The sequence below is a fragment of the Streptomyces sp. NPDC052114 genome (assembly GCF_040680155.1).
Taxonomy (GTDB): Bacteria; Actinomycetota; Actinomycetes; order Streptomycetales; family Streptomycetaceae; genus Streptomyces.
Genome location: NZ_JBFAWC010000008.1, coordinates 299,250 through 320,173 on the forward strand (window position 1 = coordinate 299,250; position 20,924 = coordinate 320,173).

16 protein-coding genes, 1 tRNA gene and 1 riboswitch are annotated in these 20,924 nt (G+C 72.0%); of the genes, 14 read left to right on the top strand and 3 right to left on the bottom strand.

The annotated features are described in order from the left end of the window. Positions 1-30 precede the first annotated feature (30 nt). From AB0L89_RS19940 to AB0L89_RS20000, 13 genes are all read left to right on the top strand, one after another. Positions 31-645: a hypothetical protein gene (locus AB0L89_RS19940; protein WP_365142505.1), complete on the top strand. Its 615-nt coding sequence runs from the start codon at positions 31-33 to the stop codon at positions 643-645. Positions 646-698: 53 nt separating this feature from the next. Then, on the top strand, positions 699-2,222 hold the full coding sequence (locus tag AB0L89_RS19945) for a serine/threonine-protein kinase (protein WP_365142706.1): 1,524 nt from the start codon (positions 699-701) through the stop codon (positions 2,220-2,222). Positions 2,223-2,425: 203 nt separating this feature from the next. Continuing rightward, positions 2,426-3,091, top strand: a complete 666-nt coding sequence (locus AB0L89_RS19950) for a SurA N-terminal domain-containing protein (protein WP_365142507.1) — start codon at positions 2,426-2,428, stop codon at positions 3,089-3,091. A 64-nt stretch (positions 3,092-3,155) separates the two neighbouring features. Next, positions 3,156-4,166, top strand: coding sequence for a nucleoside triphosphate pyrophosphohydrolase (locus AB0L89_RS19955; protein ID WP_365142509.1), 1,011 nt, complete (start codon positions 3,156-3,158; stop codon positions 4,164-4,166). Positions 4,167-4,306: 140 nt separating this feature from the next. Continuing rightward, on the top strand, positions 4,307-5,623 hold the full coding sequence (locus AB0L89_RS19960; RefSeq protein WP_365142511.1) for a cytochrome P450: 1,317 nt from the start codon (positions 4,307-4,309) through the stop codon (positions 5,621-5,623). A gap of 143 nt (positions 5,624-5,766) precedes the next feature. Next, positions 5,767-6,852 carry a transglycosylase family protein gene (locus AB0L89_RS19965; RefSeq protein ID WP_365142513.1) on the top strand — a complete coding sequence of 362 codons (1,086 nt, stop codon included), beginning with the start codon at positions 5,767-5,769 and terminating at the stop codon, positions 6,850-6,852. Between the two features lie 194 nt (positions 6,853-7,046). Continuing rightward, positions 7,047-7,249, top strand: a riboswitch (cyclic di-AMP (ydaO/yuaA leader). 4 nt (positions 7,250-7,253) lie between these two features. Beyond that, positions 7,254-7,970, top strand: a complete 717-nt coding sequence (locus AB0L89_RS19970) for a transglycosylase family protein (RefSeq protein WP_365142515.1) — start codon at positions 7,254-7,256, stop codon at positions 7,968-7,970. Between the two features lie 331 nt (positions 7,971-8,301). Beyond that, a complete protein-coding gene (gene eno / locus AB0L89_RS19975) occupies positions 8,302-9,582 on the top strand; it encodes a phosphopyruvate hydratase (protein ID WP_365142517.1) in 1,281 nt (426 codons plus the stop codon). A 99-nt stretch (positions 9,583-9,681) separates the two neighbouring features. Next, a complete protein-coding gene (locus AB0L89_RS19980) occupies positions 9,682-10,161 on the top strand; it encodes a septum formation initiator family protein (protein WP_365142519.1) in 480 nt (159 codons plus the stop codon). A gap of 23 nt (positions 10,162-10,184) precedes the next feature. Beyond that, positions 10,185-10,727, top strand: a complete 543-nt coding sequence (locus AB0L89_RS19985) for a DUF501 domain-containing protein (protein WP_365142521.1) — start codon at positions 10,185-10,187, stop codon at positions 10,725-10,727. After that, positions 10,724-11,665, top strand: coding sequence for a Ppx/GppA phosphatase family protein (locus AB0L89_RS19990; protein ID WP_365142523.1), 942 nt, complete (start codon positions 10,724-10,726; stop codon positions 11,663-11,665). Before AB0L89_RS19985 ends, AB0L89_RS19990 begins: the two co-directional genes overlap by 4 nt. Positions 11,666-12,135: 470 nt before the next feature. Further along, a complete protein-coding gene (locus AB0L89_RS19995) occupies positions 12,136-13,539 on the top strand; it encodes an NAD(P)/FAD-dependent oxidoreductase (RefSeq protein WP_365142525.1) in 1,404 nt (467 codons plus the stop codon). A 223-nt stretch (positions 13,540-13,762) separates the two neighbouring features. Then, positions 13,763-15,070, top strand: a complete 1,308-nt coding sequence (locus tag AB0L89_RS20000) for a cyclopropane-fatty-acyl-phospholipid synthase family protein (protein WP_365142527.1) — start codon at positions 13,763-13,765, stop codon at positions 15,068-15,070. An 86-nt stretch (positions 15,071-15,156) separates the two neighbouring features. Here AB0L89_RS20000 and AB0L89_RS20005 read toward each other — a convergent pair whose 3' ends face one another. Further along, positions 15,157-17,667, bottom strand: coding sequence for an FtsX-like permease family protein (locus tag AB0L89_RS20005; protein WP_365142529.1), 2,511 nt, complete (start codon positions 17,665-17,667; stop codon positions 15,157-15,159). A 108-nt stretch (positions 17,668-17,775) separates the two neighbouring features. Beyond that, positions 17,776-18,546 carry an ABC transporter ATP-binding protein gene (locus AB0L89_RS20010; protein WP_365142531.1) on the bottom strand — a complete coding sequence of 257 codons (771 nt, stop codon included), beginning with the start codon at positions 18,544-18,546 and terminating at the stop codon, positions 17,776-17,778. Between the two features lie 411 nt (positions 18,547-18,957). Between AB0L89_RS20010 and AB0L89_RS20015 the strand changes: the two genes are divergently transcribed. Beyond that, positions 18,958-19,040: transfer RNA gene (locus tag AB0L89_RS20015), tRNA-Leu, on the top strand. A 92-nt stretch (positions 19,041-19,132) separates the two neighbouring features. Here AB0L89_RS20015 and AB0L89_RS20020 read toward each other — a convergent pair. After that, the gene (locus AB0L89_RS20020) at positions 19,133-20,821 is read right to left on the bottom strand and encodes an IclR family transcriptional regulator C-terminal domain-containing protein (RefSeq protein WP_365142533.1); all 1,689 of its coding nucleotides are present in this window, start codon (positions 20,819-20,821) and stop codon (positions 19,133-19,135) included. Positions 20,822-20,924: the final 103 nt, after the last annotated feature.

Here is a 20,924-nt window from a genome sequence, read left to right on the forward strand (position 1 = left end):
CCGTTCGTTCACCATGCACCAGGAGCAGCCATGCACGGCCACGGCTACGCGCCGCAGCAACCACAGCCCCCTTCCGGGGGTACGCATGTGACGCTGCGCGTGCTGTTCGTGGTGCTCGCGGTGGTGACGTGCGGGCTGCTCGCGTGGGCCGCGATGCTGCGGCTCGCCCTCGTGACGCGCAGGGCGCTCGACTGGACCCTCTTCGTCCTCGTCACGGCGCTCGACGTGCTGGCCGTCGCGCTCGTCGGGATCGACCCGGGCGAGGAGGAGTTCGAGAGCACCGGCAACGTGGGCATGGTCATCCTGCTCTGCACCCTGGTGGCCGCCCTCGCCTATTACCTGTACGCGGACATACGCCACTTCAGCCCGTACCGCCGCCCGCAGTTCGCCGGCTACGTACCGCAGCAGGCGCAGGCCGCCTACGGCTACCCGCAGCAGACCGCACCCGGACCGGTGCACCAGCAGCCCACCCGACCGGTCCCCCCGCCGTTCCCGCAGCCGCAGCCCCCGTCCGCGCAGCAGCAGACGCCGGGCCCGCACACCCCGCCCCCGCCCACGCGCCCCGCCCCCGCCCGCATCAACCAGGTCCGGGCCGAGCTGGACGAGCTCAGTGACTATCTGCGCAAGCAGGAAGGCGGCAGCTGACCGTGACCTCGGGGACGTCGCCGGACGCGGCGGCGGGCGGACGGGGCGGCCGTGTGGTCGCCGGGCGCTATGAACTCGCCACGCTCATCGGCCAGGGCGGCATGGGCCAGGTCTGGACGGCGTACGACCAGCGGCTCGACCGCCGCGTCGCGGTGAAGCTCCTGCGCCCCGACCGGGTCGCGGGCGCCGAGGCCGAGGAGCTGCGCCGCCGCTTCGTGCGCGAGTGCCGCGTCACCGCGCAGGTCGACCACCCCGGCCTGGTCACCGTGCACGACGCGGGCAGCGAGCCCGCCGAGGACGGTGCCCTGTTCCTCGTCATGCAGTACGTCGACGGCGCGGACCTCGGCGACCACCTCGCCGAGCACGACCCCTACCCCTGGCAGTGGGCCGTCGCCGTCGCCGCGCAGCTGTGCGCCGTGCTCTCCGCGGTGCACGCGGTGCCGATCGTGCACCGCGACCTCAAGCCGCGGAACGTGATGGTCAAGCAGGACGGCACGGTCTCCGTCCTCGACCTCGGCATCGCCTCGGTCATGGACACCGACACCACCCGCCTCACCCACACCGGCTCTCCGATCGGCAGCCCCGCCTACATGGCCCCGGAGCAGGCGATGGGCGGCGCGGTCGGCCCGTACACCGACCTGTATGCGCTCGGCGTGCTGCTGCACGAACTCCTCAGCGGCGACGTGCCGTTCTCCGGATCCACCGCGCTCGGCGTCCTGCACCGTCATCTGTACGAGCCGCCGCTGCCGGTCCGCAGGCTGCGCCCCGAGGTGCCGCAGGCCCTGGAGGCCCTGGTCCTGCGGCTGCTCGCCAAGGACCCCCAGCACCGCCCCGGCAGCGCCCAGGAGGTCTACGAGGAACTGGCGCCGCTGCTGCCCGCGCGCGGCATCCCGTCGGGCCGCCCGCTCGACCCCACGCGCCCCTTCCTGCGTCCGCACGCGCCGTGGCCCGACCGCGCGGCGACGCCCGCGCCCGCGCCCGACCTGCCGACGCAGCCGCCCAGTTCACCGCCCCAGCAGGACGTCGCCCGCGCCGTCGACGACGTCAAGCGCCTCCTCGGCGAGGGCCGCATCACCCAGGCCGTGGACATCCTCGGCGCGATCCTCCCGGCCGCCGCCGCCAAGCACGGCGAGCACTCGCCCGTCGTGCGCACCCTGCGCAAGCAGTACGCCGCCACGCTCATGGACGACGGCCAGTACCGCCGCGCGCTGCCCGAGCTGCGGCGCCTGGCCGACGAGCGCGCCGCCGAGTCCGGCCAGGCCGACCCGCACTCGCTCCAGTTCCGCTACGAGGCCGCGCAGTGCCTGGAACAGCTCGGGGAGCCGGCCGCCGCCCTCGCCGAGTACCGCGCGCTCCTCCCTTATTACGAGAACCAGTACGCGACGGACGACCGCCGCCAGTCCCTGGAGATCCGCCGCCGCATCGGGCACCTGCTGCTCGCCCTCGGCGACCGGCCCGCCGCCCACGACACGCTGGCCCGGCTGCTGCACGACGCGGAGCTGCTGCACGGCCCCGGCCATCCGTTCCCCGCGGAGATCCGGCGCACCCTGCAGTGGCTCGGACAAGTGCGCGGTTAGCACTCGTACGGCGGGGGCGAGGGTGCCCCAACTCCCGGGAAATCGTTGGTCGAATAGGTGTCGAATGGCTGGCCCGGAGGACGGCCACTGCCTACCATCGATCACCGCAAGACTTTGTGCGCCCGCCCGTCGCCCGACCACCACTCCAGGTGGAGGCGCTTGCGCGCCACAGTGATTTGCACAATCTCCAACGGGAGGCTCACTTGCACCGCCGTCGTCGCACAGCGCTCATCCTCTCCGCGGCCGCGATCGCCGCGGCCCCCCTCCTGACCGCCTGCGGCAGCGAGGCGCACCCCGGCGCCGCGGCCGTCGTCGGCGGCGACCGCATCACGGTCGCGCAGCTGGAGAGCCGGGTGAACGAAGTGCGCGCCGCGCAGCGGGCCGCCATCCCCGACGACGCGCAGTACTCGCAGGCCATCGCCAAGTCCGGCACGCTGACGCGCAGCACGCTGCACACGATGGTCCTGGACAAGGTCCTGCACCGCGCCGCCGCCGACGCCGGGGTGGGCGTCACGCGCCGCGACATCCAGACCATGCGGGCGGGCCTGGAGCAGCAGGCGGGCGGCAGGAAGGCCCTGGAGCAGGGCTGGCTCCAGCAGTACAGCGTCGCCCCGGCCCACCTGGACGACAGCCTGCGCACCGAGATCGAGGCGCAGAAGCTCGCGAAGAAGCTGGGCGCGGACATGAACGCGCCCGAGGGCCAGGCGATGTTCTGGAAGGCCCTCTCGGCGGCCTCCAAGAAGCTCGACATCGACCTCAACCCGCGCTACGGCACGTGGGACGTCGACAAGAACAAGCGCGCGGACAGCAAGACGCCGTGGGTGCGCGAGGTCACCGGCTCCGGAGCGGCGGCGCAGGACCAGGCGTAGCGGCGCCCGGCGGGAGCCGGGCGCGGGCCGGGGCACTGTCAGTGGGCTGGGTTACGTTCGACGGGTGAACGAGACCGAGACCACGTCCCCGGCCGACACCGCCGACGAGCCCGTCGGCCGCGTCATCCTGCTGACGACCAGCCACCGCGTCGCGCCCGGCCTCCTGTCCTGGCCCGCCTGGCAGGCGCTGCACGGCGCCGACGAGGTGCTGTGCGCCGACGCCACCCATCCGCAGCTGCCGTATCTGCGCGAGGCGGGCGTGGCCGTGGCGCAGGCGTCGCCGACCGCGCAGGAGCTGGTGGCGGCCTGCGCGGGCGGCCGCACGGTCCTGGTCGTCGCCACGGCCGAGGGCGACCGCGCGCTCACCGACGGCCTGGCCCGCCTCGCCGGGTCGGGCCGCGTCGCCATGCCGGACCTGGAGCTGCTCCCGGGGTCGTACGACCTGCCGGGCGCACGCCTGCTCGACCTGGTCCAGGTGATGGACCGGATCCGCGACGAGTGCCCGTGGTCCTCGCAGCAGACCCACAAGGGCCTCGCGAAGTACGCGATCGAAGAGGCGTACGAACTGGTCGAGGCGATCGAGGAGGGCGACCGCGAGGAGCTGCGCGAGGAGCTCGGCGACGTCCTGCTCCAGGTCGTCTTCCACGCGCGCATCGCCGAGGAGGGCGGGCCCGGCGACGAGGACGAGCCGTTCTCCATCGACGACGTCGCGGGCGGCATCGTCGACAAGCTCGTCCACCGCCATCCGCACGTCTTCGGCGACGACTCGGCGCAGACCCCCGAGGAGGTCAAGGAGCACTGGCGCCGCACGAAGGCCGAGGAGAAGCAGCGCACGTCGGTCACCGAAGGCATCCCGCTCGGCCAGCCGGGCCTGGCCCTGGCGGCGAAGCTGGCCTCCCGCGTCCGCACGGCGGGCCTGGACGTCCCCCTGCCCCGGGGCGAGGGCGTGGGGTACGACCTCCTGGCCCTGGCCCTGCGGGCCGAGGCGGCGGGAGTGGACCCGGAAGCGGCCCTGCGCGCGGCGGCCCGCGCCTACCGGGACGCGGTGCGGACGGCCGAGGGAGTGGGGAAGTAGGCAGCGCCCCGTAGGGGCGCGGGGAACTGCGCGCCCGGCCACGACGCACCCGCGGACGAACAGCGCCCCCGGTCCCGGCCGTCGCAGGCCGGGACCGGACCAGGAAAACGGTCGACGCCCCCGCCGGATACGGTCGGGGCATGCACGACCAGCAGCCCGCGCCCTCCTCCGCCTCCGCCGTGAGCACCCCGGAGGTGCCGTCCGGGTCCCAGGGGCCCGAACTCTTCACGTGGGAGTTCGCCAGTGACCCCTACCCGGCGTACGCCTGGCTGCGGGAGAACTCGCCCGTGCACCGGACCACCCTGCCGAGCGGGGTGGAGGCCTGGCTGGTCACGCGGTACGCGGACGCCCGGCAGGCGCTCGCCGACCAGCGGCTCAGCAAGAACCCCGCGCACCACGACGAGCCCGCGCATGCCAAGGGCAAGACCGGCATCCCCGGTGAGCGCAAGGCCGAGCTGATGACGCATCTGCTCAACATCGACCCGCCGGACCACACGCGGCTGCGGCGCCTCGTCTCCAAGGCGTTCACGCCGCGTCGGGTGGCGGAATTCGCGCCGCGCGTGCAGGAGCTGACGGACCAGCTCATCGACCGGTTCGCGGCGGAGGGCAGCGCCGACCTCATCCACGAGTTCGCCTTCCCCCTGCCCATCTACGCCATCTGCGACCTGCTCGGCGTCCCGCGCGAGGACCAGGACGACTTCCGCGACTGGGCGGGCATGATGATCCGGCACGGCGGCGGGCCCAGGGGCGGTGTCGCGCGGTCCGTGAAGAAGATGCGCGGCTATCTCGCCGAGCTGATCCACCGCAAGCGCCTCGACCCGGGCGACGACCTCATCTCCGGCCTCATCCGCGCCTCCGACCACGGCGAGCACCTCACCGAGAACGAGGCCGCCGCGATGGCGTTCATCCTTCTCTTCGCCGGGTTCGAGACGACCGTCAACCTCATCGGCAACGGCGTCTACGCCCTGCTCACCCACCCCGAGCAGCGCGAGCGCCTCCAGCGGGCCCTCGCCGAGGGCGACACCGCCCTCCTGGAGACCGGGGTCGAGGAACTGCTCCGCTACGACGGGCCCGTCGAGCTCGCCACCTGGCGGTTCGCCACCGAGCCGCTGACCATCGGCAGCCGGGACATCGCCGCCGGCGACCCCGTGCTCGTCGTGCTCGCCGCCGCCGACCGCGACCCCGCCCGCTTCGAGGACCCGGACACCCTCGACCTCTCGCGCCGCGACAACCAGCACCTCGGATACGGCCACGGCATCCACTACTGCCTCGGCGCGCCGCTCGCCCGCCTAGAGGGCCAGACCGCCCTCGCGACGCTGCTGCGGCGCCTTCCCGATCTGCAACTCGCGTCGGATCCTGCCGATTTGCGGTGGCGTGGCGGCCTGATCATGCGCGGACTGCGCACGTTGCCGGTGGAGTTCACGACCGCACAGGAAACAGGGCCACGGCAGCCCTGAACTGACGGACCGTCACGAATGTGACTTTTACGTGATCTCCGCTGCATCGACTTGTGACAGACGTTCGACTGCGGCTACGTTCACGACGACTTGGGCGCCCCCGGTGTCCCGGTCGTCGCCGCAGTCTCCTGAAAGGCAACCGCATGCTCTCCGGTCATGGTCGTCACCGACGCCCCCGCCAGGCCCCGGCTCTCATCGTCGCGGCAGGCGTCACCGGATCAGCCATCGCCATCCCCCTGCTCGGTGCCACCAGCGCGAGCGCCGCCGAGACCACGACGTGGGAGAAGCTCGCCGAGTGCGAGAGCGGCGGCGCGTGGAGCGCCGACCCGGGCAACGGGTACTACGGAGGGCTCCAGATCTCCGGCGAGATGTGGGAGCAGTACGGCGGCCTCGCCTATGCGCCCACCGCCGACCAGGCCAGCCGCTCGCAGCAGATCGCCGTCGCCGAGCAGATCCTGAAGGACCAGGGCACCGCCGCGTGGCCGAGCTGCGCCCCGATCGCGGGCCTCACCCAGGACGGCGCCGCCGCCGACGTCGACCCGGGCGCCCCCGTGACGCCTGAGCCCTCCGACACCTCCGACCCGTCCGGCTCGGACGGCTCAGGGGACGCGAAGGACTCCAAGGACTCCAAGGACCCCGAGGGCTCGAAGGACTCCAAGAACTCCGAGGACTCCGGCAAGAAGGACAAGGGGAAGGGCTCCGAGGGCTCCACGAGCCCCGAGGACGCCGACGAGCCGTCCGGTGACGCCTCCGGCTCCGCCGACCCCTCCGGCGACGCGAGCGACACGCCCGACAAGGGCGACGCGTCCCGAGACAAGAATCACGACGAGTCCGGCGACCGGGACAAGAAGGACGGCAAGGGCGAGGCGGGCGAGTCCGACGGCACGGACAAGTCCGGCCGCGACGAAGCCACTTCGCCGGACTCCGAGGACGCCACGGAGCCCTCCGAGGGCGCCGGACGCCACCGCGGCGACCGCGCGGACGAGGAGCCCGCCGCGGACGGCGGGAGCGACCGCGGCGGGCGGCACGCCTCGCGCGGCGGCGACCGCACGGACGAGGTCGCCGGCGGCACGTACACGGTGCGCTCCGGGGACAGCCTCTCGGTCATCGCGGACGACCTCGACGTCGCCGGCGGATGGCACGAGCTCTACAGCGAGAACAAGAAGACCGTCGGAGGCGACCCGGACCTCATCCTCCCCGGTCAGAGCCTCGATCTGGGCGAAAAGTAAGGGAAGTTGACGAAGCGTCCGCCGGGGCCTTCGCGTCGAATGTCCGATTTGGCGCGAGTGAGAGATGGGTCTCAGAAGCCCTGATCGTCTTTGAAATTCCGGCGATCGCGTGTCTACGGTCATCACCGCCCGCCACTGGTGGGCCCCGCCGGTCGGTACGCCGAATCCTGCCAACGGCCGGACGGGAACAGTCGTCGCTTCGAGCGCCGTAGGCAGGAGCGGGGGACCCAAGGTTTGCGCCGGGCCCGCCCGTTGGACGACCGGACAGCCGCGAGGCTGGACGGCCGCGAGACGGGCGGAAACGGCTAGGGGTGAAGCCGCGCTCAAGGAGCGCGGCCGGGCAACCACATCGGCCCGAACCCGACAGCTCACCTCGCAGGCGTCGGTGAGGGGATCAACTCATGCTGCTTTCCGGCAAGGGCAAGCACCGTCGCCCGTCCAAGGCCACCCGCGTCGCCACGCTCGTCGGCGTGACCGGTGCCGCCGTCGCCGCCCCGCTGATGGCGGCCGGTTCGGCCAGCGCCGCCACCACCTCCGAGTGGGACGCCGTCGCCCAGTGCGAGTCCGGCGGCAACTGGTCCATCAACACCGGCAACGGCTACTACGGCGGCGTGCAGTTCTCCGCCTCCACGTGGGCCGCGTACGGCGGCACGAAGTACGCCCCGACCGCCGACAAGGCCTCCAAGGCCCAGCAGATCGAGATAGCCGAGAAGGTCCTCGCGGGCCAGGGCAAGGGTGCCTGGCCGAGCTGTGGCGTCGGCCTCTCGGGCGCCTCGCCCAGCAGCGGCGGCTCGCAGGAGCAGACCCCGCAGCAGCAGGCCAAGCCGAAGCCGCAGCCGCAGCAGACGCAGCAGCAGGCCCCGCAGCAGCAGACGCAGCAGGCCCCCAAGCCGCAGCCGACGCCGCAGACCGAGACCAAGAAGACCGTCGAGACCCCGACCGGCAAGACGGTCAAGAAGGGCGACGGCGAGTACAAGGTCAAGACGGGCGACACCCTGTCCAAGATCGCCGAGGACCACGAGGTCAAGGGCGGCTGGCAGAAGGTGTACAAGCTCAACGGCGACATCATCGACAACGCCGACTTCATCTACCCGGGCCAGCAGCTGCACCTGAGCTGAGGCTCCTGACCCACCCGGCCGTGCCTCGGCGGACGCACGGCCGCCCCCGTCCCCACGGGCTCCCCGCCCCGGTGCGCGTATCCCCCGTACGCACCGGGGCGGGGCCATGTCCGCCTCCGTTCCCGCCCGCCGGGGCGGGGCCGTGTTCGCCCCTAGCGAGCTACCGGCCAGTAGAAACACGGGCTTCCGTCCCGTTTCCCAGGTATTTGGGCCCTGGCCCGTCCCACGGGACGGGCGGTCGGCTGGCCGAAGCTCCGGAGCCCGTTAGGCTCAGGAGACGCAGGGCCGAAGCGGCCCGCGTAAACGCGTCACATCCCAGAAGGAGATGCTCGTGCCGTCCATCGACGTCGTCGTAGCCCGGGAAATCCTGGACTCCCGAGGCAACCCCACGGTCGAGGTCGAGGTCGGCCTCGACGACGGCAGCACGGGTCGTGCCGCCGTCCCGTCCGGCGCCTCCACCGGAGCCTTCGAGGCCATCGAGCTTCGCGACGGTGACCCGAACCGTTACCAGGGCAAGGGTGTCGAGAAGGCCGTCCTCGCCGTCATCGAGCAGATCGGCCCGGAGCTCGTCGGCTACGACGCCACCGAGCAGCGCCTGATCGACCAGGCCATGTTCGACCTGGACGCCACCGACAACAAGGGCTCGCTCGGCGCCAACGCCATCCTCGGCGTCTCGCTCGCCGTGGCCCACGCCGCCTCCGAGGCCAGCGACCTCCCGCTGTTCCGCTACCTCGGCGGTCCCAACGCGCACCTGCTGCCGGTGCCGATGATGAACATCCTGAACGGCGGGTCGCACGCCGACTCGAACGTGGACATCCAGGAGTTCATGATCGCCCCGATCGGCGCGGAGTCCTTCTCCGAGGCCCTGCGCTGGGGCACCGAGGTCTACCACACGCTCAAGAAGGTCCTGAAGAGCAAGGGCCTGGCCACCGGCCTGGGCGACGAGGGCGGCTTCGCCCCGAACCTGGACTCCAACCGCGCCGCCCTCGACCTCATCCTCGAGGCCATCAAGGAGGCCGGCTACGTCCCCGGCGAGCAGATCGCGCTCGCGCTCGACGTCGCCGCGTCCGAGTTCTACAAGGACGGCAAGTACGAGTTCGAGGGCAAGTCCCGCTCGGCCGCCGAGATGACCGAGTACTACGAGGAGCTCGTCGCCGCGTACCCGCTGGTCTCCATCGAGGACCCGCTGTTCGAGGACGACTGGGCCGGCTGGAACGTCATCACCGAGAAGCTCGGCGAGAAGGTCCAGCTCGTGGGCGACGACCTGTTCGTCACCAACCCGGAGCGCCTGGCCCGCGGCATCGAGGAGAACTCGGCCAACGCCCTGCTCGTCAAGGTCAACCAGATCGGCTCGCTGACCGAGACGCTGGACGCCGTCGAGATGGCCCAGCGCAACGGCTTCAAGTGCATGATGTCCCACCGCTCCGGCGAGACCGAGGACGTCACCATCGCCGACCTGGCCGTCGCCACCAACTGCGGCCAGATCAAGACCGGCGCCCCGGCCCGCTCCGAGCGCGTCGCCAAGTACAACCAGCTCCTGCGCATCGAGGAGATCCTCGACGACGCCGCGGTCTACGCCGGCCGCAGCGCCTTCCCGCGCTTCAAGGGCTGAGCCCTCGTAGCCACGTAGTTACGTACGTCCTCGCACGCGGTCCCGTACCGTGTGCGGGGACGTACGTACGTTGACGCGCTGCGCCGGGGAGGCGGAACCATGCCCAAGGCCGGGACCAAGGACCGGTTCTCCACGGCTACCCGCCTGCGGCTGCTCGGCGAGCAGACCGCGGAGCGCGTCTACCGCTCCCAGACCAAGCGCCAGGCCCGCCGCTCCCGGCTCACCGGCCGCGCGGCGCTCCTCGCCCTCGTGCTCTGCTCGCTGGTCGTCGCGCTCGCGTACCCGATAAGGCAGTACGTCTCGCAGCGTGCCGAGATCGACGACCTGCGCCGGCAGAAGGCCGAGCGCCAGGAGGACGTCGAGAAGCTGCGCGACGAGAAGGCCCGCTGGCAGGACGACGCGTACGCGGAGCAGCGCGTCCGGGACCGCCTGCACTACGTGATGCCGGGCGAGACCGGCTTCACGGTGATCGACCCCGCGGCGGCCACGAGCCGGCGCACGGACCAGGGTGCGGCCTCGCGTCCCTGGTACTCGAACGTCTGGGACGGCGTCGACAAGGCCGACCGCCCCGACGACTGACCCACGGACATGGAAAGACAGGCATGCACACGCCTCCGCCGCCCACCCCGCGCACCGAGCCGACCGACGCCGACGTCGAGGCCTTCAAGCAGCAGCTCGGCCGCCCGCCGCGCGGGCTGCGGGCCATCGCGCACCGCTGCCCCTGCGGGCAGCCGGACGTCGTCGAGACGGCGCCGCGCCTGCCGGACGGGACGCCCTTCCCCACGACGTACTACCTGACGTGCCCGCGGGCCGCCTCCGCGATCGGCACGCTGGAGGCGAACGGCGTGATGAAGGAGATGTCGGAGCGGCTCCGGACGGACCCGGAGCTGGCCGCGGCCTACCGCAAGGCGCATGAGGACTACATCGCGCGCCGCGACGCCATCGAGGTCCTTGAGGGCTTCCCGAGCGCGGGCGGCATGCCGGACCGCGTGAAGTGCCTGCACGTCCTGGTCGGCCACTCCCTGGCCGCGGGCCCCGGCGTGAACCCGCTGGGCGACGAGGCGCTCGCGATGCTGCCGGAGTGGTGGGCGAAGGGCCCGTGCGTCACGCCGTGCGCGGACGCCGGGGCCGAGGTGGCCGAGTGACCCGCGTCGCCGCCATCGACTGCGGCACGAACTCGATCCGCCTGCTCGTGGCGGACGCCGATCCGCTGACCGGCGAGCTGGTCGACCTGGACCGCCGCATGGAGGTCGTCCGCCTCGGCCAGGGCGTGGACAAGACGGGCCGCCTCGCCCAGGAGGCCCTGGACCGCACCTTCGCGGCCTGCCGCCGGTACGCCGAGGTGATCAAGGAGCACGGCGCCGAGCGCGTCCGCTTCGTCGCCACCTCCGCGTCCCGCGACGCCGAGAACCGCGACGACTTCGTCCGCGGCGTCCTGGACATCCTGGGCGTCGAGCCGGAGGTCATCAGCGGCGACCAGGAGGCGGAGTTCTCCTTCACGGGCGCGACCAAGGAGCTGACCGGCCGCGACGACCTCGCGAAGCCGTATCTCGTCGTGGACATCGGCGGCGGCTCGACGGAGTTCGTGGTGGGCACGGACCGCGTCGACGCCGCCCGCTCGGTCGACGTGGGCTGCGTGCGCATGACCGAGCGCCACCTCGTGCGCGACGGGGTCGTCAGCGACCCGCCGACCTCCGGGCAGCTCGACGCGATCCGCGCCGACATCGAGGCCGCGCTCGACCTGGCCGAGGAGACGGTGCCGCTGCGGCAGGCCCGTACGCTCGTGGGCCTCGCGGGCTCGGTGACCACCGTCGCCGCGATCGCGCTGGGCCTGGAGAGCTACGACTGGTCGGCCATCCACCACGCGCGGATCCCGCGCGAGCAGGTCGCCGCCATCGTGGACCGGCTGTCGCGCGCCACGCACGACGAGCGCGCCGCGATCCCGGTGATGCACCCGGGCCGGGTGGACGTCATCGCGGCGGGCGGCCTCGTGCTGCTCGGGATCATGGACAGGATCGGCGCCGAGGAGGTCGTCGTGAGCGAGCACGACATCCTCGACGGCATCGGCTGGTCCATCGCCTGAGGGGCTCGGGCCCCTCTGCGGAGGGGCGGGCCCCGGTGCTCTCGCGGAAGGCCCGCCCGCGGCCATGTGGCCCGCGGGCGGAGGCCTTTCAGCCCCCTTCCGAGGGGGCCAAAGGGGCTCTCGGCGACACGCCGTCGGAAAACTTCGTGAAGTTCTTCACAAGGAATTCGGCCCTGATGGGCGAGGTTCAGGGGTGCACGACCGCCGAAAGGGGGTTCCGGGCGCTCCCGGGGGTGTGTCCGGGATGCTTCGCGGGTGTGACGGGCGTGTGGCACGCCCCGGTGGTCCACTCGCGGGGAGGCCTCAGAGCGGCAGCTCACAAGGGGTGAGCAACGACTCGCGTGACACCGTGGTTCCCGTGCGGCGCCATGACCTCCGTCACGTGGGCGGCGAAGTGTAGCAGAGCCCCTGTGCGTCCTTGTGAAGGGGCGCACGAGCGACCCCCGCCGGGCAGGTGGATACTCGATGGCATGAGCACCACGGAGCGTCCCAGGATCCTCGTAGTAGGCGGTGGGTACGTAGGCCTGTACGCAGCTCGGCGCATCCTCAAGAAGATGCGCTACGGAGAGGCGACCGTCACGGTCGTCGACCCCCGGTCGTACATGACCTACCAGCCCTTCCTCCCCGAAGCCGCCGCCGGCAGCATCTCGCCTCGGCACGTCGTCGTCCCGCTGCGACGCGTACTGCCGAAGGCCGAGGTTCTCACCGGCCGGGTCACCACCATCGACCAGGACCGCAAGGTCGCCACGATCGCCCCCCTCGTGGGTGAGGCGTACGAGCTGCCCTTCGACTACCTCGTCATCGCGATGGGCGCGGTCTCCCGCACCTTCCCGATCCCCGGTCTCGCCGAGCAGGGCATCGGCATGAAGGGCATCGAGGAGGCCATCGGCCTGCGCAACCACGTCCTCGAGCAGCTCGACAAGGCCGACTCCACGACCGACGAGGAGGTCCGCCGCAAGGCGCTGACCTTCGTCTTCGTCGGCGGTGGCTTCGCCGGTGCCGAGACGATCGGCGAGGTGGAGGACATGGCCCGCGACGCGGCCAAGTACTACACCAACGTGAAGCGCGAGGACATGCGCTTCGTGCTCGTCGACGCCGCGGACAAGATCCTCCCCGAGGTCGGTCCCAAGCTCGGCCAGTACGGCAAGGAGCACCTGGAGAGCCGCGGGGTCGAGGTCTACCTCTCGACGTCGATGGACTCCTGCGTGGACGGTCACGTGGTCCTCAAGAACGGCCTCGAGGTCGACTCCAACACCATCGTGTGGACCGCGGGCGTCAAGCCGAACCCGGCGCTGTCCCGCTTCGGTCTGCCGCTCGGCCCGCGCGGCCACGTCGACACCCAGACGACCCTCCAGGTCCAGGGCACCGACTACATCTGGGCCGCGGGCGACAACGCCCAGGTGCCGGACCTCGTCGGCCGCAAGGCGGGCAACGAGAACGCCTGGTGCCCGCCGAACGCCCAGCACGCGCTGCGTCAGGCGAAGGTCCTCGGCGACAACGTGATCTCCGGCATGCGGGGCTTCCCGCAGAAGGAGTACAGCCACGCCAACAAGGGTGCGGTCGCCGGTCTCGGCCTGCACAAGGGCGTCGCGATGATCGTCATGGGCAAGATGAAGATCAAGCTCAAGGGCCGTCTCGCCTGGTACATGCACCGCGCGTACCACGGCATGGCGATGCCGACGTTCAACCGCAAGATCCGTGTCTTCGCGGACTGGACGCTCGCCATGTTCCTCAAGCGCGAGGTCGTCTCCCTCGGTGCCCTGGAGGCGCCGCGCGAGGAGTTCTACGAGGCGGCCAAGCCGGCGCCGAAGCCGCCGGTGGCGGCCGAGCCGTCCCCGGCCGTGAAGGACGAGGAGAAGGCCAAGGCCTCCTGACCTCGCGTCACTGATCCACCCCGAAGGGGGCCGTCCGCCATCCGTGGTGCGGGCGGCCCCCTTCGGCGTACCCGCACGCGCCTCCGCGTCCCCGCGCGCAGGTAGGTGCCCTGCACATCTATTTTGCCGTTCCGTGACGCGAAACCGGGACTGCGCGCCGGGTTCTTTGGTGTTTACGTGGTGTTGGACCGTTCCGGGATAGGACATCACGGAGGTGTGCGCCATGCAGGACGCCGCGCAGCGGCTGAAGAACCTTGCCGAGCAGCTCATGGGAGCCCCGCTGCCGGTACGTATCCGCGCCTGGGACCGGTCGGAGGCGGGCCCCCCGGGCACCCCCGTCCTCGTCGTGCGCAACCGCCGCGCCCTGCGCCACCTCCTGTGGAAGCCGGGCGAACTGGGCCTGGCCCGCGCCTGGGTGGCCGGTGACCTGGACGTCGACGGCGACCTGTACGCGGCGCTGGACGCGATGGCGGAGTTCATCTGGGAGCGGGGCCCGGAGCAGGAGGGGAAGGCCAGGAGCCTGCGCGAGTCGCTGCGCGACCCGCGGGTCCGCGCCGCCGCCCGCTCCCTGCTCGCCCTCTCCGCGCCCTTCCTGCCGCCGTCCCCGCCGCCGGAGGAGATGCGCGGACACGGCCGCCTCCACCTGCACACCAAGGGCAGCGACAAGCGGGCCATCAGCCACCACTACGACGTCGGCAACGACTTCTACGAACTGGTCCTCGGCCCGTCGATGGTCTACTCGTGCGCCTACTGGGAGGCGCCCGGCGCCACCCTGGAGGACGCCCAGCGCGACAAGCTCGACCTCGTCTGCCGCAAGCTCGGCCTGCGGCCCGGCATGCGCCTGCTCGACGTGGGCTGCGGCTGGGGCTCCATGGCGATCCACGCGGCGCGCGAGTACGGCGTGGGCGTCGTCGGCGTCACCCTCTCCCGGGAGCAGGCCGCCTACGCCAGGAAGCGGATCGCCGACGCGGGCCTGACGGACCGGATCGAGATCCGCGTCCAGGACTACCGCGACGTACGCGACGGGCCGTACGACGCCATCAGCTCCATCGGCATGGCGGAACACGTCGGCGCCGAGCGCTACTTGGAGTACGCGCAGGACCTGTACGCCCTCCTCAAGCCCGGCGGGCGGCTCCTCAACCACCAGATCGCGCGGCGCCCGCAGGCCGACGAGTCGGCGTACACGGTCGACGAGTTCATCGACGCGTACGTCTTCCCGGACGGTGAGCTCGCGCCCGTGGGGACCACCGTGGGGATCCTGGAGCGCGCCGGGTTCGAGGTGCGGGACCTGGAGTCGATCCGCGAGCACTACGCCCTCACGCTGCGCCGCTGGGTCGCGAACCTGGAGGCGCACTGGGTGGAGGGCCGGCGGCTCACCTCGCCGGGCCGGGCCCGGGTCTGGCGGCTCTACATGGCGGCCTCCGCGCTGGCCTTCGAGCGCAACCGCATCGGCGTCAACCAGGTCCTTGCGGTGAAGACCCCGGAGGGCGGCGCCTCGGGGCTGCCGCTGCGGGCGAGGGACTGGCGCTAGGTCCCCGGCACCGTACGCACCGAAAGGGCCCCGGACGAGGAATCTCGTCCGGGGCCCTTCACGCGTCACCCGTCACCCGGGCGGAGCTACTCGGCCTTGATGGCCTGGAGCGGGTTCAGCCGCGCGGCGCTGCGCGCCGGCCACATCGCCGCGAGGACGCCCACCAGGGCCGCGATCCCGAGGAAGACCGCGATCCGGCCGACCGGGATCTCCATCGAGTACGTGGAGACCGCGTCGGCGACGCTGCCGCCCACGGCCCAGCCCATGAAGAGGCCGAGCCCGATGCCGAGCACCGCGCCGAACAGGGAGATCACGATCGACTCCAGGCGGACCATCTGCTTGACCTTCGCCCGGTCGAGGCCGATGGCCCGCAGCATGCCGATCTCGTGCTTGCGCTCGAAGACCGACATGGCCAGCGTGTTGATGACGCCGAGCACCGCGATCAGGATGGCCATGGCGAGCAGGCCGTACAGCATGTTCAGGACCATGTTGATGCCGCCCGCGACCGCGTTGCTGATCGCGTCCTTGTCCTGGATGGTGATGGCCGGGTTGTCGCCGAGCGCCTTGACGATGGAGTTCTCGGCCTTGTCCGACGCGCCGTCCTTCATCTTCACGAGGACCTGCTTGTCGGCGACCTTGGAGACGTGCGGGTCGACGACGGACGTCGGCGTGAAGAGGCCGTTGAGCATCTCGTTGCTCTCGTAGACGCCCGCGACCTTCAGCGTGACCGTCTTCTTGTCGTCATCGAACTTCAACGGGAAGGTGTCGCCCGCCTTGAGGCCCTTCTCCTCGGCGAAGTCCGTGTCGATCAGCGCGGCGCTGCCCTTGAGGGCGTCCATCGAGCCGCCGGTGAGGTCGAGGCCGACCAGCTTGCCGAACGTCGTGGGGTCGACGCCGCTGACGTTGGTGAAGCCGCCGTCGGCCTCGCCGTACGCGGTGCGCAGCGGGCTGGTCGCCTCGACGTCGGGGAGCTTGTCGATCTTCTCGCGGACCTCGGGGGTCAGCGGCTGGTAGTTCGCCATGGAGACGCTGTAGTCGGCCTTCATGGAGCCCGCGGCCATCTTGTTGATGGCGCTGCCCATGGAGGTGGCGACGACCGTCATGGCGGTGATGAGGGTCAGGCCGATCATCAGGGCCGCCGCGGTGGAGGCCGTGCGGCGCGGGTTGCGCACCGAGTTGAGGCGCGACAGCTTGCCGGTGACGCCGAACGGCTTCAGGAGCGGCGCGGACGCGGCGATGAACGGGCGGGAGAGCAGCGGGGTCAGGATGATGACGCCGACCATGATGGTGGCCGCGCCGCCCGCCATCACGTAGTTGTCGTCGTTGAACAGCAGGACCGTGCCGAGGGCGACGACGATCGAGCCGATGGTGTTGCGGACGACGAGGCCGCGCGTGGTGGGCGTCGCGTGGACGCTGTTCATCGCGGCGACCGGCGGGATCTTCGCGGCGCGGCGGCCCGGCAGCCAGGCGGCCAGCATGGTCACGAGCACGCCGATCACGAGCGCGGCGACGATCGTCGTGGGGGCGATGACCAGGGGTCCGTCCGGCAGCGAAGCGCCGCCGGAGTTCATCAGCGTCCGCAGGCCGACGGCCACGCCGAGGCCGAGCACGAAGCCCGTGACGGCGGCGACCAGGCCCACGAGGAACGCCTCGATGAGGACCGAGCGCGTCACCTGGCGGCGCGAGGCGCCGACGGCCCGCATGAGCGCGAGCTCCTTGGTGCGCTGGGCGACCAGCATGGTGAAGGTGTTGGCGATGATGAAGATGCCGACGAACAGCGCGATGCCGGCGAAGATCAGCAGGACCTGGCTCATCGAGCTGGTCTGCTGCTCGATCATCCGCTCCTGGTCGGCGGAGAGCTGGGAGCCGGTGACGGCGTCCGTGTCCTTGGGCAGGATCTTCTCGATCGAGCTCTTGAGCGCCGACTCGGAGGTGCCCGCGGCGGCCTTCACGTCGATCTCGTCGTACTCGGTCTTGTCCAGCGCCTTCAGCGCGGTCGCGTTGTCCAGGACCACCAGGCTGCCGCCCGCGACGACGCTGCCGTCGTCGGTGTCGAAGATGCCGCTGACCTTCGCGGTGCGCACCGGGCCGTCGGTGGAGTAGCGGACGTTGTCGCCGACCCGGAAGCCGGTGCGCTCGGCGGTCCTGCTGTCCAGGGCGATGTCACCGGCGGACTTCGGGGCGGAGCCCTTGGTGAAGTCGTACCGGGGGTCCTTGCCGTCCTTGCCCGGGAAGTAGTTGGAGCCCGTGGTGCCCCACTCGCCGCCCACCAGCTTGCCGTCCTTGTCGGCGAGCGCGGTGAAGCCGGAGACGGAGCCGATGGCGGAGTCGGCGCCGGGCAGCGAGCCGGCCTTCTTCAGGAGGCCGTCGGTGAGGCGGCCCGGCTGCTTGTCGGCGTCGACGGGGACGCCGTCGGGCTGGATGGCGACGGAGACGTGGTCGAAGCTCTTCGCCGACTTGTTCTTGTAGGCGTTGCCGAAGGTGTCGGTGAAGACCAGGGTGCCGGAGACGAAGGCGACGCCGAGCATGACGGCGAGCACGGTCATCAGCAGCCTGGCCTTGTGCGCGAGCACGTTGCGCAGGGCGGTACGGAACATGGGTGTGAGTCCAGGTGTGGGGCGGTCGGGAGCGCCCCTTCAGGGGCGCGGGGAACTGCGCGACCAGCCACAGACGGCCCGCAGTAGAGGAAGGGAGCGGCTGAGCGCTTAGCTCGTGCGCCCCTTGGCGTCGAAGTGCTTCATGCGGTCGAGCACGCCGTCCGCCGTGGGCCGGAGCATCTCGTCGACGATCCGCCCGTCCGCGAGGAAGATCACGCGGTCCGCGTACGACGCGGCCACGGGGTCGTGGGTGACCATCACGACGGTCTGGCCGAGCCCCCGCACGGAGTTGCGCAGGAAGCCGAGGACCTCCGCGCCGGAGCGCGAGTCGAGGTTTCCGGTCGGCTCGTCACCGAAGATGATCTCCGGCTGCGAGGCGAGCGCACGGGCCACGGCCACGCGCTGCTGCTGTCCGCCGGAGAGCTCGGTGGGCCGGTGGCCGAGCCGCCCGGAGAGGCCGACCATCTCGATGACCTGCTCCAGCCACTGCTTGTCCGGCTTGCGGCCCGCGATGTCCATCGGCAGCGTGATGTTCTCCAGCGCCGTCAGCGTCGGCAGCAGGTTGAACGCCTGGAAGATGAAGCCGATCTTGTCCCGGCGGAGCTTGGTGAGCTGCTTGTCCTTGAGCGTGGACAGCTCGGTCTCGCCGATCCGCACCGACCCGGAGCTGAAGCTGTCGAGCCCGGCCACGCAGTGCATCAGCGTCGACTTGCCGGAGCCCGAGGGGCCCATGATCGCGGTGAACTCGCCCTGCCCGAAGTCGACGGAGACCCGGTCCAGGGCGACCACCTGGGTCTCGCCCTGTCCGTACACCTTGGAGAGATCCGTGGCGCGCGCGGCCACGGCGGTGGCGCGGGCGGCGAAGGGGGTGGTGGTCACGGGACGGTGCTCCTGTCGGGACGACGAGTGGGGACGTACTCCATCGTGCTGGCCGATCAGTGCCGTGTAGTCAGTCGCTGTTCCGGTTCCGGGGGCCCTCTTCAGTCGGACCCGGGGGCCCCGTGTCATACCTGGGGATGACGTCGGTCCCTGAGGAAAGGAGGACGCGGACCCCGGGAACGGGGCCGCGGAGAGGGGGGAACGGCCGGGCGGCTAAATTCCGTCATTCCGTGCAGAGGGTGCAGGGGGCGCACGGGAGTGCGGAAAGGCCTCCGGCAAGTACCGATGGCGCGTACCGATGGCTGATGCACCCTCAGACGTCAATAAAATAAGACAACATCGGGAAGTCCTTCCGCTGTTCGGGGGATGCCTCCCGATAGGGTCGAATCCTCGATGCGGAGCCCATGGCCTGCCCGGATGGTGGAATGCAGACACGGCGAGCTTAAACCTCGCTGCCCCTCGGGGGCGTGCCGGTTCGAGTCCGGCTCCGGGCACATCCGCTGCTCTCTCTCCGCTCTTCCCGATCATGGTGACGTGCCTCTCTGACGGCACGTCACATCGGCTCTCCTGTAGCGGTGTTGATGTTCTAGGGCAGTCGTACGGTGTCGAAGCGTGCCGCGGTGTGCAGGTCGGCCTCGATCGCCGCGGCCGTCGCGCGCAGCTCCGGGAGCAGGGCGTCCCGGGTGTCGGCCAGGGGTGCGGTGCCCGCGTGCCGGGCGATGTTCAGTGCGGCGACCACCCGGCCCGCCGCGTCCCTGACCGGTACGGCGACCGATCGCAGGCCCTCCTCCAGCTCCTCGTCGGCGGTGGCGTGGCCGTCGGCGGCGGCCCGGTCCAGGACGCGGGCCAGCTCGTCGGGGTCGGTCACGGTGTGCGGGGTGAGGGCGCGCGGCGGGGCGGCCGCGAGCCGGCGGACGCGCTCGGCCGCCGGGAGCCCGGCGAGCAGGACCCGCCCCATGGCGGTGGCGTACGCCGGGAAGCGGGTGCCGACCGTGATGTGGACGCTCATCACGCGGACGGTCGCCGCGCGCGCGACGTACAGGATGTCCGTTCCGTCGAGGACCGTGACCGACGCGGACTGGTGGACGCGGCCGGTCAGCTCGCGCAGGTGCGGCTCGGCGATCTCGGCGAAGGAGAGCCGGGACAGGGTGGCGTGGCCCAGCTCCAGGATGCGGGGGAGGGGGCGGTAGAGGGGGCCGTCGTGGGCGGCGTACCCCTCGCGCACCAGGGTGTGCAGACAGCGCCGCGCGGTGGCCCTCGGCAGCCCGGCGGACGCGGCGAGCGCGGTGAGCGCCAGGCCGTCGCCGCGGGCCTCGCCCAGCGCCCGCAGCACGGCGAGCCCGTGCGCCAGCGACTGGAGGAAACCGGGGCCGAGCTCTTCTTTGGCGGTGGCGGTGGCGGTGGCGGTGGCGGTGGCGGTGGCGGTGGCGAGGGAGGGGGAGGGGGTGGGTGCGGGCGCGGGCGCGGAGGCGGTGGGTCCGGGGGTCCCCTCCCGTGCCTCCCGCCCGTCCAGCTCCTCCAGCACCCGCGCCTCCGCGCGCAGGCGCGGCAGCATCGCCCGGGCCAGGCCGTCCGCCGTGTGCCGGCTCGTGTGGCTCACCACCGACAGGGCGTACCGGACGCGGCCCGCGGTGTCGTGGACCGGGACCGCCACCGCGATCAGGCCCGGTTCGATCAGCTGGTCGTCCAGGGCCCAGCCCGTCGCGCGCGAGCGGGCCACGCGCGTCGCGAGGTCCGGGGCGGCGGTGGGCGCCGGGCCCGGCGGCAGCGCGGGGAAGGCGTCCTCGGCGGGTCCCGCCGCCACCCGCGTCCGCCACGCCGCCCACCGCTCCGCGTCCCACGCGTCCGCGAACAGCGCGCCCGGCGCGCACCGCTCGGGCGGCAGCAGGTCGCCGATGCGGAACGCCACCGACATCGCGCGCCGCCGCGCCGCCTGCGTCACGAAGCGGACGCCGTCGCCGTCGGGCACGGCGAGGGACACCGACTCGTCGAGCTCGTCCGCGAGCCGGGCGGTGCGCGCCGCCACCTCGCCGGTCAGGCCGCTGGCCGCGAGATAGGCGTTGCCGAGCTCCATGAGGCGCGGGGACAGGCGCAGTTCCTGGCCGCGCACGCGGACGTAGCCGAGCCGGACCAGGGTCGCCACGACCCGGTCGACCGTCGAGCGGGCCAGGCCCGTGGCGCGCGCGAGGTCGCCGGCGCGGGCCCCGTCCTCCAGGGTGAGCGCGCGCAGGACGGCGAGGCCGCGCTCCAGGGGACGTACCGACTCTTCTGCCATCGCGCCGCGCTCCTCGTGCCGTGCCGTGCCGTGCCTGTTCCCGGGCCCGGCCCGGTCCCACCTGGTCCCAGCGGGTTCCATCCGGTCCCGCCCGGTCCCGCGA

Bases quoted from the DNA above. Each gene is read 5' to 3' on its own strand.
- AB0L89_RS20020 (WP_365142533.1), bottom strand. From the start codon at position 20,821: ATGGCAGAAGAGTCGGTACGTCCCCTGGAGCGCGGCCTCGCCGTCCTG.
- AB0L89_RS19960 (WP_365142511.1), top strand. From the start codon at position 4,307: ATGCACGACCAGCAGCCCGCGCCCTCCTCCGCCTCCGCCGTGAGCACC.
- AB0L89_RS20000 (WP_365142527.1), top strand. From the start codon at position 13,763: ATGCAGGACGCCGCGCAGCGGCTGAAGAACCTTGCCGAGCAGCTCATG.
- AB0L89_RS19940 (WP_365142505.1), top strand. From the start codon at position 31: ATGCACGGCCACGGCTACGCGCCGCAGCAACCACAGCCCCCTTCCGGG.
- AB0L89_RS19995 (WP_365142525.1), top strand. From the start codon at position 12,136: ATGAGCACCACGGAGCGTCCCAGGATCCTCGTAGTAGGCGGTGGGTAC.
- AB0L89_RS19970 (WP_365142515.1), top strand. From the start codon at position 7,254: ATGCTGCTTTCCGGCAAGGGCAAGCACCGTCGCCCGTCCAAGGCCACC.
- AB0L89_RS19985 (WP_365142521.1), top strand. From the start codon at position 10,185: ATGCACACGCCTCCGCCGCCCACCCCGCGCACCGAGCCGACCGACGCC.
- AB0L89_RS19965 (WP_365142513.1), top strand. From the start codon at position 5,767: ATGCTCTCCGGTCATGGTCGTCACCGACGCCCCCGCCAGGCCCCGGCT.
- AB0L89_RS20005 (WP_365142529.1), bottom strand. From the start codon at position 17,667: ATGTTCCGTACCGCCCTGCGCAACGTGCTCGCGCACAAGGCCAGGCTG.
- AB0L89_RS19980 (WP_365142519.1), top strand. From the start codon at position 9,682: ATGCCCAAGGCCGGGACCAAGGACCGGTTCTCCACGGCTACCCGCCTG.